Source organism: Marinobacter salinexigens (assembly GCF_008370345.1).
GTDB lineage: Bacteria > Pseudomonadota > Gammaproteobacteria > Pseudomonadales > Oleiphilaceae > Marinobacter > Marinobacter salinexigens.
Genome location: NZ_VTUU01000005.1, coordinates 161,657 through 173,389 on the forward strand (window position 1 = coordinate 161,657; position 11,733 = coordinate 173,389).

9 protein-coding genes are annotated in these 11,733 nt (G+C 50.3%); 5 read left to right on the top strand and 4 right to left on the bottom strand.

The features are described from left to right. Positions 1 to 68: 68 nt before the first annotated feature. Together FWJ25_RS12205 and FWJ25_RS12210 are read right to left on the bottom strand one after the other, a co-directional pair. On the bottom strand, positions 69 to 587 hold the full coding sequence (locus tag FWJ25_RS12205) for an RES family NAD+ phosphorylase (RefSeq protein ID WP_149600543.1): 519 nt from the start codon (positions 585 to 587) through the stop codon (positions 69 to 71). After that, positions 584 to 1,117, bottom strand: coding sequence for an Xre family toxin-antitoxin system antitoxin (locus FWJ25_RS12210; protein ID WP_223163246.1), 534 nt, complete (start codon positions 1,115 to 1,117; stop codon positions 584 to 586). Before FWJ25_RS12210 ends, FWJ25_RS12205 begins: the two co-directional genes overlap by 4 nt. 361 nt (positions 1,118 to 1,478) lie before the next feature. On the opposite strand from FWJ25_RS12210, the gene FWJ25_RS12215 reads away from it, so the two are divergent. Together FWJ25_RS12215 and FWJ25_RS12220 are read left to right on the top strand one after the other, a co-directional pair. Continuing rightward, positions 1,479 to 2,042 (top strand): recombinase family protein, encoded by a 564-nt coding sequence (locus FWJ25_RS12215; RefSeq protein WP_149600544.1) that lies wholly within the window; start codon positions 1,479 to 1,481, stop codon positions 2,040 to 2,042. 92 nt (positions 2,043 to 2,134) lie between these two features. Continuing rightward, positions 2,135 to 7,081, top strand: coding sequence for a DEAD/DEAH box helicase (locus FWJ25_RS12220; RefSeq protein ID WP_149600656.1), 4,947 nt, complete (start codon positions 2,135 to 2,137; stop codon positions 7,079 to 7,081). 936 nt (positions 7,082 to 8,017) lie between these two features. Here FWJ25_RS12220 and FWJ25_RS12230 read toward each other — a convergent pair. Together FWJ25_RS12230 and FWJ25_RS12235 are read right to left on the bottom strand one after the other, a co-directional pair. Continuing rightward, positions 8,018 to 8,251 carry a hypothetical protein gene (locus FWJ25_RS12230; RefSeq protein WP_149600546.1) on the bottom strand — a complete coding sequence of 78 codons (234 nt, stop codon included), beginning with the start codon at positions 8,249 to 8,251 and terminating at the stop codon, positions 8,018 to 8,020. A 1-nt stretch (position 8,252) separates the two neighbouring features. Beyond that, positions 8,253 to 9,029, bottom strand: coding sequence for a DsbA family protein (locus tag FWJ25_RS12235; protein WP_149600547.1), 777 nt, complete (start codon positions 9,027 to 9,029; stop codon positions 8,253 to 8,255). A 214-nt stretch (positions 9,030 to 9,243) separates the two neighbouring features. On the opposite strand from FWJ25_RS12235, the gene FWJ25_RS12240 reads away from it, so the two are divergent. The 3 genes from FWJ25_RS12240 (at position 9,244) to FWJ25_RS12250 (ending at position 11,579) form a co-directional block, all read left to right on the top strand. After that, a complete protein-coding gene (locus FWJ25_RS12240) occupies positions 9,244 to 9,525 on the top strand; it encodes a hypothetical protein (protein ID WP_149600548.1) in 282 nt (93 codons plus the stop codon). A gap of 954 nt (positions 9,526 to 10,479) precedes the next feature. Continuing rightward, entirely contained in the window at positions 10,480 to 10,797 is a 318-nt protein-coding gene (locus FWJ25_RS12245; RefSeq protein ID WP_149600549.1) for a hypothetical protein, read from the top strand. Between the two features lie 53 nt (positions 10,798 to 10,850). Beyond that, positions 10,851 to 11,579, top strand: coding sequence for an HNH endonuclease family protein (locus FWJ25_RS12250; protein WP_246166802.1), 729 nt, complete (start codon positions 10,851 to 10,853; stop codon positions 11,577 to 11,579). The last annotated feature ends 154 nt before the right edge of the window (positions 11,580 to 11,733 follow it).

The following is an 11,733-nucleotide window of genomic DNA, read 5'->3' on the forward strand; positions in this document are numbered from 1 at the left end:
CCCGGGAAATTCGGCGAGTAGGGGATGCTCCCCAAGCTAACGCTGGCGATTGTCCTTGATGGCTGAGCTCAGTCGTTATCTTCATCATCGACAATCGACGATAAGCGCTTTTTCATAAGCCCCGTAAGCCGAGCGTCATAACGAAAATCTTCAATCTCGCCAGCCCGCACTTTGTCAAAATCGGGGTGATCCCGAAGCAAAATTACGTTTCGTTCTCCAGGGATTAGGGCGCTAGGTACTGACAGGCCCAGAGACTGTTCGCTGGCAATCCAGTCATCACCGATCGCTACCAAGTCAGGGTGGCCGGGTTCCTGCCAATCATCTGGAAGCACAGAATCATCCAGCGTCATGATTAGCTTTTCTGGAACCTCAATCCGGATCCGTTTGTAGGGTGCAATAACTTGGTCAGGAACATGCACAAGCAACTCATAGGCAGCCAGCGACAGGGATTCCGCTAAATAGACAACTCGATTCCCAGGAGTATTCCAGCGCCCCCCAAATCGAAAAGCCCCCTCTCCAGAAAGCATCTGATCAGGAGTCTCGGCGTATTGTGGGTCGCATATCCTGAATAACTTCAAATCACTCATGAAGGAATTCCATGTCGAATCCGTCCGATCAGATTCTCTACCTCACGAGCACCATATTCAGTTTGAGCATGTTCCAGCGGTGTTTCACCTTTGAAGGCGTAAGCAGGACTCTTGAGCCAGTGCCGGGCTGCCTCTCCATCACCATGAAACATATCCGTAGCCAATGCAGCCAAACGCGTGTACCGGTAGACCCGATCGGACTCTACAGACTCGAGCTTACCGTCTTTCCTGCGCCGACTGAAAGTTGCCGATGTAATATGCAGAAGCTTTAGCATCTCATTCTGACGAATGTTGAGGTACTCAACGAGCCGAGATACTGCCGCCGCAGGAAACCCTTCCATGATGGAATGAACGATGTCTGAATTTCCCTTTCGGTAAGTAGAGTTTCTGTTAAAGATGATCTTAACCACCAGCTCTTTTTGGGCGCGTAGCTCATCATCGCTTTGCGTCCGCTTTTCAAGCTGAGGCTTAAACACCTTCATTGCTTCGCTGCGGGATTTGTCTTTTCCGCCGGACTCAATAGTTATCATTTGATAAGCTCCAATACTTCATATGATAACAGTATAGAGCCGGAGATGGCCGGAAACAACAACTGTCCCTCGTATCTCCAGCGAAGATGCCCCCTTCAAATCCTTCTATCTGTTTGCGGTTGGCCAATGGAAGCTGGAGCGCCGAGGGCATTGCATTTCTAGGCTGTTACAGGAAGCATGCTGCAGCGGTGCTAAACTCCACTAAATTGCGAATACATCCAAATGAAGCATGCACCGCGTGATAGCAGGAAAACGGTCGTTTGTTGAACGCGCCGCCTTACCCCTTAAAATTAACCAATTTCGTCTTGTTTTGTGTCCAACAATCACGTACAAAAATCTATGACAAGAAAAGGCCCCTTTCATGATCATAGGTTATGCACGCGTCAGCACCCAAGACCAAAACCCAGAACTCCAAGTGGACGCCCTAGAGAAAGCCGGGGCCGAACAGGTCTTCCAGGAAAAATTTACCGGAACCTTACGTGAGCGACCCGAGTTGTCGCAGTGTCTCCGTATGCTCCGGCAGGGCGATGTACTGATCGTGTGGAAGCTGGACCGCCTTGCTCGATCATTGAAGGACCTGGTAGAAATTGTTCAGGACCTCCAAGATCGCGGGATTGGCTTTAAGTCCCTGACGGAATCCATCGACACCACCAGTTCAGGTGGCCGCTTGGTGTTTCATATCTTCGGGGCTCTGGCTGAATTTGAGCGTGATCTGATTCGGGAACGGACGATGGCTGGATTGGAGGCTGCCCGGGCCAGGGGGCGTAAGGGCGGTCGGAAGCCCTCGTTGTCAAAGACGGACACACAGAAAGCTGCCGCAATGTTATTGGACCCGAAGATCACCAAGACAGAGGTGGCGCAGCACTTTGGGATTAGTCGGACCACGCTCAACGCTTCACTTCGGCGTAATGGGCACCCTATTTAGCTTGTGTGCTAACTAACTGGTATTTTTACCGCAAAGATTCCAGAAGCAGTAGTCCTAGACTGCGGATGAAAACAATGGACCAAGGAATGATGATGACAGCCCTCCAAAGAATACTGTCGCAGTTCAGAGAAATGACGCTAACAGAGCGTGACAAGGGAACCAGCTTCGAGAACCTGATGGTTCAATACTTCAAAACGGAACCCTTCTATAAAGAACAATATTCTGAGGTGCTGTCCTACTCCGACTGGGTTGACCGATACGGCACAAACCTTGGCATCAGCACGAAGAAAGATACCGGTATCGACCTGGTAGCCATCACCACCGATGGCGAGTTCCATGCAATTCAGTGCAAGAACTATTCGCCAGACCACACGATCGGCAAAAGCGACATCGACAGCTTCTTCACAGCCTCCGGCAAAACCTACTTCAGTCACCGGATCATTGTCACAACAACGGATAAATGGACGGGCAATGCCCAGGACTCCCTGGAGAATCAGCACCCACCCGTGTCCCGAATTGACCTCCATAACCTGGAAAACAGTGTCATCGACTGGTCGCAGTATCATGAGGATACAAAGCCAGTCCTCAAGGCTCAGAAGCAACTCCGTGAACACCAGGTTGATGCTCTTAACGCTGCGGTGAGCGGGCTGAAGACCGCTGATCGCGGCAAGCTGATTATGGCCTGTGGCACAGGCAAGACGTTCACTTCGCTGAAGATAGCCGAAACAATGGCTGGTAAAGGTAAACGGGTACTTTTCCTTGTCCCCAGCCTCTCTCTCCTTGGTCAGACACTCACAGAGTGGACTCAGGAATCTGCGATCCCCCTGAAAAGCTTTGCGGTCTGCTCAGATAGCGATGTCGGGAAGCGGCGCGGTAAAGATGATGACCGAGTGATTGCCGGCATCAGTGACCTGCAATATCCAGCTACCACCAACGCGGCCTCACTGCAGAAACACATGGCAGATCACCACAGCGGTGACGCCATGACCGTTGTGTTCTCCACCTATCACTCCATTGGGGTTCTGAACGAGGCTCAGACGACTGGAGCCAACCCGATCCCAGCCTTTGACATGATCGTCTGCGACGAGGCGCACCGAACCACCGGTGCAACTTTTGATGGTGAGGAAGAATCAGCTTTTGTTCGAGTCCATGACAACAGCTACATCCAGGGCAACAAACGCCTGTACATGACAGCAACCCCTCGCATCTATGGAGATGATGCCAAGAGCACCGAGAACGTCACACTATGCTCAATGGATGACAAGTCGCTATACGGTGAGGAACTTTATGTCATCACATTCTCCGAAGCCGTAGCCCGCAAGCTGCTTGTCGATTACAAGGTGATTGTCCTCGCTGTTGAGGAAACCCACGTCAACCGGCGCCTGCAGAGCCTTCTAAAAGACGCCGACAACTCACTCAAAGTGGATGATGCCGCAAAGATCGTGGGTTGCTGGAAAGCCTTGTCGAAACAGGGCTTGGTTGAAACCATGGGGCAAGAACCAGACCCAATGAAGCGGGCGGTTGCGTTTTGCCAGGTCATCGAAAAGGAATACAAGGGCAAAAACCACAAGGTCAGCTCGAAGTTGATCTCTGAGATGTTTGGTGCGGTAGTGTCGCAGTATCAGGAAGCCGAAATAGCCGCGCTACGCGACAAAGATCCTGATGCCACGCTTGATCAGGCGCTGACCATGACCTGCGAGGCTGAACATGTCGACGGTGGCATGAACGCCAGTGAAAAGGAAGCCAAACTGGAATGGTTGAAGGCCACTACGGAGGACAATACCTGCCGTATTCTCTCGAATGTGCGCTGCTTGTCTGAAGGGGTCGATGTCCCCGCACTGGATGCCGTGCTGTTCCTGACACCAAGATCCTCTCAAGTGGATGTGGTGCAGTCCGTTGGCCGGGTGATGCGCCTGGCTCCGGAAAAAGACCTGGGGTACGTGATTCTGCCGGTCGTTATTCCTGCGGGCGTTGAGCCCGAAGAAGCCCTTAATAATAACGAAACCTACCGCGTGGTTTGGCAGGTTCTAAACGCCCTTCGGTCACACGATGACCGCTTTGACGCCATGATCAACAAGCTGGAATTCAACGGCAGCATGCCCAGCAAGATGGAGGTCGTGGCGGTTGCAGACAAGGTGACACCGAAGGCCACCAAAAAATCGACAAAAGAGCGTAAAGCCGGTCGTGCCCGTGGTGGACGTTCAATTGGTTCTAATGATCCGAATCCGAATCATCAGCAGGCAGAGCTGGTGTTCGAGGTCGGCGATATTGAGCGAGCGCTTTACGCCAAAATCGTTAAGAAATGTGGCAACAGGCACCACTGGGAAGACTGGGCAAATGATATTGCCAAGATCGCCAACACCCACATCGACCGGATCAGAGCGATATTGGAAGATGAAAGCCACGTTGAGGAAATTGCCGCATTCAATGCATTTGCAAATGAACTACGCGACGATTTGAACAACAGCATTCCAGATGAAGAAATCATCGAAATGCTGGCCCAGCACCTGATCACCAAGCCGGTTTTTGATGCGTTGTTCGAAGAATATAGTTTTGCCAAACATAACCCCATGTCCCAGGCGATGCAGCAAGTGCTGGATAAGCTGCATGAACATAGCCTGGACAAGGAGCGCAGCACACTGGAGTCTTTCTACGAATCCGTAAAGCTTCGGGCCGAAGGCATTAACAGCGCTGAAGGCAAGCAACGAATCATCGTGGAGCTCTACGATAAGTTCTTCCGAAACGCCTTTCCTCGGATGACGGATCGTCTGGGTATCGTGTACACCCCCATCGAGGTTGTGGACTTTATCCTCCACTCAGTGGAAGACGTTCTAAAAAACGAGTTCAACACCAGTATGGCCGACAAGAATGTCCACATTCTGGACCCATTCACCGGCACCGGTACGTTTATCACTCGTTTGCTGCAAAGCGGAATCATCCCGGCCGACCGCCTGCCTGAAAAATACAAGCACGAGATCCATGCCAACGAGCTGGTTCTGCTGGCCTACTACATTGCGGCAATCAACATTGAGGCAACCTACCACGGCATTCTGACGGGCAACCTGAGTGGCGAAAATGATGATCTGATCTTCGAGCCAGAATATGAGCCATTCACTGGGATCTGTCTGACTGATACGTTTCAGATGGGCGAAAAAGCTGACCTGGTTGATGAGCTTCTCGAAGAGAACAGTGCTCGGCGTAAGCGTCAGCAGTCACTGGATATTCGGGTCGTTATTGGTAACCCACCATACTCTGCAGGACAGGAGTCGGCGAACGACAACAATGCTAATGTGCAGTACCCATTGCTGGACGAGCGCATCCGTACAACCTACGCAGCTAAATCATCAGCTACGCTGAAGAATGCATTATACGACTCCTATGTACGTGCTATTCGGTGGTCATCAGACCGGGTCAAAGATTGTGGTGTGATTGGATTTGTGACCAACGGTGGGTTCATCGAGGCCAACACGGCTGATGGGCTCCGTAAGTGTCTGGTTGAAGAGTTCAGTAACCTTTACGTCTTCCATTTGCGAGGTAATGCACGAACCTCAGGCGAGCGACGTCGAAAAGAGAAAGACAACGTATTCGGACAAGGCACTCGCACGCCTATTGCCGTATCCATCCTGGTCAAAAATCCCCAATCTGCCGAGCACGGTAAGATCTACTTCCATGATATTGGTGATTACTTGACCCGCGAACAGAAACTCGAAGCGGTTTCTGCGTTCGGCAGCATTGATGGCATTACCCAGCAGGCAGGTTGGCAGGCTATTCAACCTGACCAGTTTGGTGACTGGCTGAATCAGAGAGATCCTAACTTTGATCGCTATATGTCTGTAGATAGTGTTTTTTCACTATACAGCGGAGGCATAAAAACTAATCGTGATGTTTGGGTTGTAAATTCCTCTAAGAATAAATTATTAAAAAACGCAAAGAGTCTTATAGACGGCTATGAGCGCGAAATGGGTAGACTTGATGATCTCATTAGCCGAGGAGAAAAATCGGTAGTCAAAAATGCGGTAAATTATGACTCGGCATCCTACTCTTGGTCTGACGGCCTGATTAGTAAGCTCATGAAAAGAAAGACTATAGAGTTAGATGAAGGTAACATTTCAAAAATACTGTATCGTCCATACTTCAAGCAAAACCTTTTATTCAATAAGGACCTGATCGAAAGACCTGGAAGAAATGAAAGGATTTTCTACAAAAAAGAAAATTTATCAATTCATATGACTGGCACAGGCTCCGGTAAAGACTTTTCTGTTCTTATTACGGATATTTTTCCAGAGTATCACTTGAATGCTAATGGGCAACACTTCCCGTTGTATCTTTATAATGAAAATGCGCAAGGACTTTCCGACACTCTTGACTTTGACTCAGATAGTCAGCGTCAGAATGCTATTACTGATGACGCTCTGGAGCACTTCCAATCTGCTTACTCTGGCTCAACGATCAACAAGGAGAACATTTTCTATTACATCTACGGCCTTCTGCATAGTGAGGAATACCGTGAGCGCTATGCCGACAACATCAGCAAACAGCAGCCGCGTATCCCGCGTATGAAACACTATTCGGACTTCGCTACCTTTGCCCAGGCTGGTCGTGATCTGGCTGCGGTGCACCTGCACTACGAAAGCGTGAACCTAAACACCCAGGCCAAACTTACTGGCCCGCTGGGGTTACGAGTCACGGATCAGGGCGTCAAAGGTGGTCAGGATGCCGACTTCACTGTGACCAAAATGAAATTCGCCAAGCGAGGTGATAAATCCAAGGTCATCTACAACGGCAAGATCACCATCGAAAATATTCCGGAAGAAGCCTACGACTACGTCGTAAACGGCAAACCAGCCCTGGAATGGGTGATGGAACGCCAGGCGGTCACGACCGATAAAAAGTCTGGCATCGTCAACGATGCAAACGACTGGGCGATCGAAACCATGGGGAATCCACGGTATCCGCTTGAGCTGTTCCTGCGGGTGATTACGGTCAGTATGAGAACACAGGAAATTGTCAGGAATTTGCCGAAACTGGATATCCTCTAGGATAGGAGCCATCTCCGATCAAATTATGGTGCTCCTAGTCGCATTAAAGGAGCACCCTCACATCATCGAAGACCGGTCTGAAACGGCAGAAAAACTTGCCGCCCAATCATTCATCCTATTGTACTTGGCAGTAATCATTGATTTTTTAAATAGAAATTAGAAAAATCAATATAACCATATGTTTTTTAATGAAAATATTGGATAACACAATATTGTGAGTCTGTTTGGTAAGTAGGCTGACGAAGTGGCCAAAGGCAAGTATCATCAGTCCATCGCCTTTCTTTAGGCGATAAAAAACCCCAGGACCGAAGCCCTGAGGTTTTACCAAGCGGTAGGGGCCTTCCGCCAAGAATAACCCCCTACCTATATCCACACAGCCAGTAAGACTGATGGGTTGAGAATAGTACAAAACGAGACGCTTGTATGCCAATACCCTTTGGATCTATCGTCCCGTGATCGTAACGCCTCTTACCGTCACCTCACTGGCTATCTCGTACAGGAGATCAGCCATGGTCATCAGACCCGCTGTCTACGTTCGAGCCTACTTCCGAATGGTCAACGGCACGCTTCAGCGTGTTTGCGCCCATTTCCGGAGTTGGCCAAACCGCTAAATGAGGATGATGCCGAGGGCATCCCTGGGCATCGCTAGAATCTTTTCATTGATGTGAGGTGACGCATGTCCAAAAAATACCGAAGCGCTGTAACAGGCCGTTATGTAACCGAGACCTTTGCCAAGAAACACCCGCGGGAAACCGTCGGTGAAAAGAGTAAACCGTCTCGGAAGACAAAATAACGAAGTCGGCACAAGGACGTGCCCTGGAACCCGCTTCAGGCTCTGGTGGTCTCCCAAGTACACTGCGCATAATCTAAGATTATGGAAAATCTGAAAAGCTCGAGGCTGTCCACGTTACAAAGGGCAGGTCGCAATAGGCGCACTCAAACCTCTGTAGATCCAACCCATTCCGCACCAAGAAAGGCATCCAGTTCTGAGAACTCCAGATGAGCTGTGGCCGCTTCCAGAAGGAATTGTGTCCATCCGTCTGCCGGTGCCGCCATGTCGAACACGATGTTCTTTTGGGCATCCGCGACGGTCAGTGGCAAATGAGCAATAGGGCCCAGGATGTCAGGCTCTCGGGGATTTTCGCGATCAACAATAAAGCAGATTGCCATGTTAGGTCCCCAGAATCTGCTGTAGGGCTTGAGTAAGCTGCTCAGGTGTCTTGTAGCCTTTGATCAGGTAATCCCGACCAGTTTTGTGATCGAGAATTCTCAGAGCGGGTGTCCCGGTAATACCCATTTGCGATCCCTCCCGATAATCTTGGGAGATTCGGTCTTGGTGAGCATCGGATTGAAGACATAGCTTCATTGCTTTCCCACTCAAACCCATTGATCGGGCAAACGTTGGCAAATCACCGACCCCCTGGCCATTACTTCGCGTTTTCTCGAAAAACTGATCGAGAGCCGCCCAAGCAACACGATTGCCATAGGACTCACGCACGCATTCTACGGCCTTGGCCTGCATAGCCGCCGCCGGGTTATGCCCGCTTAGTGGGAAATGCTTGAACTCCCAATTAACGACGCCCTGGGAGTTATCAACGACGGATTTCAAACCGCCATGCATTTTTCGGCAAAACGGACATTCAATATCGCTGAATTCCTGCATGGTCAGGCGAGCGTTAAGGCTGCCGTAGACGAGTCGATCTTCCGGAACTCTGGGAGAGGCCAGTTCGTAATCCGCTATCAGCGTCTGAAATTTGTCCTGTGCCCGCCTTTGTTCAGCGACATCCAACCGTTGATCCACGATGGACACAATTTCATTGGACGTGAGGGTCTGTGTGGCCTGAGATCGCTCTTGTTTGAGCGTTTGGATCTCAGAGTACTGATAAGCATGGCTCACAGAGAGAACGCCAAGAGCTGCGAACACGACAACATGAGAGAGCTTGAGCATAACGAAAGGATCCAGAACAATTTTGCAACATCCTATCGGCTCTGCACTGATAAGAGAGACTTAAACGATCCGGTAGGCATGACTTTTTGTTTTCAGTTGGGCTTTGCCACTCAAAGTAGAATTCCAGCGGTTAAATCCAAACAAAAATGGCTGGTGACTTGACTGGCCAACTTATAGGCAGGCCCGTAATTTGAAGACCCAAAGCAGTGGAATCGTGATCGCACAGGTCGCAGATCAAATTGGCGGCGAGACCGCAACGAGTTACCTGCCCGCCGGGTACACAGGTCGCTGTGCCATTGTTGCGGAATCGAATTCGGATGTGATTGCCGTTCTATCGTCAGGGATGGAAGCCTTCAGGGTGGCGGCCTACGCAATTACTCCTGATGGCGGCTACGGATCGGTAAGCATTCAACCAACTGATCTGGATGAAACCCATGAGTCTCTCCTCGACTTGATAGACAGAAGTCCAAAAATCAAATCTGTCCTTTATGATTGAACCGCTATTTCTGGCTTTTGCCGTCTAGGCAATGCATCAGCTGATAAGCTGGAGCGTCTCTCGGGGGCCATTAGAAGTCCGCTGCCGCACTTCTTGGCCAGCAAGCGTTGCCACTGATGTTCCTTGTTGGATTCATGGATTGCCCAATGCCATTGCTCAACTGATCCTGGTCGCCCAGGTTGACCAAACGCTCCTTAGTAGCCGAAATTGGACATCTCAATTTAGATCATGAAGAAAACTTTACTGAAAATTTTGGGTTGGTATGAGTTTCGGGCTCGGATGAAGCATCGCTTCAATCCCGGGCCCGTGGATGCAAGTCGGTATGCGGACCCCCTTGCCATCAAAGTCAAATGGTCCCTTATGGAAACGAAAAGCTGACTTCTTCGGCGACGACTCGTCTCCATTCAGCCTCTTGCTCTGACATTCACATTGCCAAATTCGCTGAAGATCTTGCTGATCCTGACGCCTGTTCGTGTCACCTTGCCGATGACTCTCGTCGTCGACACCTGGAGTAAGTTTGCGTTTATTGCACCGTTCATCCTGATTCCCGGTACCTCACAATTGGGTACGTTTTCTATCGCTCGGCGGCCAGGCCCGTGTTTGACCGCAAATCTGGGACCTTCTGGAGGGGCTCAAGAGAATCCCGGCTTACGGGGAAAGTCGAGCTGGTCGACATTTATTCTCTCCAGTTAATCTCATTCTTTTACTCGGACGGCGATCCGAAATCAGCCGGCGTTGTTTACCAGCTGAACGCTGTTTTGAACGACAAATCAAGGCGTGAAGTTTTCACGCAACGTCGGCCTTTGACCTCGGCTGGCAGGACTGCGCTCATAGGAGATTATGAACGCCTTGCTCGATGGCTCGGAATTCACCTTTGGGATGCGATTCATGAATTTGATCGATAGGCTAAGAATGATTAAGGTCTGAGCATCTGGCTTAGCAGGGAGCTCTTCCATGGAGCAACGTCAGGCACGTGTGGTGATACCAGACCATCTTTCGTTCACAGATCTCCGGCTGAAACGCCCGGAGACAGGCAAAATCGAATTCGAATGGGACGTGGTTAAACAAATCTGTGAGAGCAGTGAGGGGCTTCCTATAGAGCACCTCGAAAACGGCCTTGAGGATAATGTCGTCGGTTTGATTCTCGGCTGGTATCTGGTGATTCGAGAAAATGGTGGAGAAGCAGATCCTGTACCCGAGGAACTCCTGGCTGAAGTAATGGAAAACGAGGCCGAGTCCGCTTCCAGGGACGATGAATCAGGACTCACCTGAGCGGCCCAGCACCTAAATTTTGACTATCCCAGGCATCGTAGGAAGTAGAAACTTTGATCAATGCAGTAATTAAGATCGTCGTATTTATCCTTCTGACAGTCTTTAATCCAGCTTTCGCCTCTATTGTAAAAATGTCGAACAGCGGCATTTGTCACCCACCGCAGAGCAGCTGGTTCGACCGCACGAAAAACTTCCAGCCGTTTGATTCAGTCGACGCCTGCCTTGCGGCGGGCGGACGCCTGCCGAAAGGAATGGCTCGCCCGTCCTCCAATGACGGGCGAACAATCAAGCCCTCTGATTCAGAGAGCTACTCCAGAGCTGCCTTTGGTCACGGATGGGATGATTCTGATGGTGATTGCCAGGATAGTAGGGCAGAGGCGCTTATTCGGATGTCTTCGACGCCGGTCAGATTTGCAACAGATCGACGCTGCCGAGTCGTGACCGGCAGGTGGATAAGCCCTTTCTCGGGAAATGTCATTCAGAATGCGTCTGAAGCGGACATCGATCATGTCGTTCCATTGAAATGGGCCTGGGATCGGGGGGCCAATCACTGGAGTGACGCAAATCGAGAACGGTTTGCCAATGACCCCGTAAATCTTCTGCCGGTCGAGGCATCGCTTAATCGTAGTAAAGGTGCAAAGGGGCCCACGGAATGGTTGCCGCCGTCTGGTCAGTGTTCTTACGTGGCGCGGTTCTCGAGAATCATGAAGAAATACCAGCTAGAACCTCGACCATCCGAGACTGTGTGGATCCAAGACTTTCTGCAGCGTTGCCGTTCATGACAACTATCGATCAGAGATCAGCTGTTAAACAAAAGCGGACATTCGAGTCAGAGCTTTCCCCCAGAGCGTGCAAGCTAATCACAGCCATTTCATCAAGTGTGATTGGCGGAGCAAATTGCATACGCTGAATGATTATATGGCAGAAATAGTCATG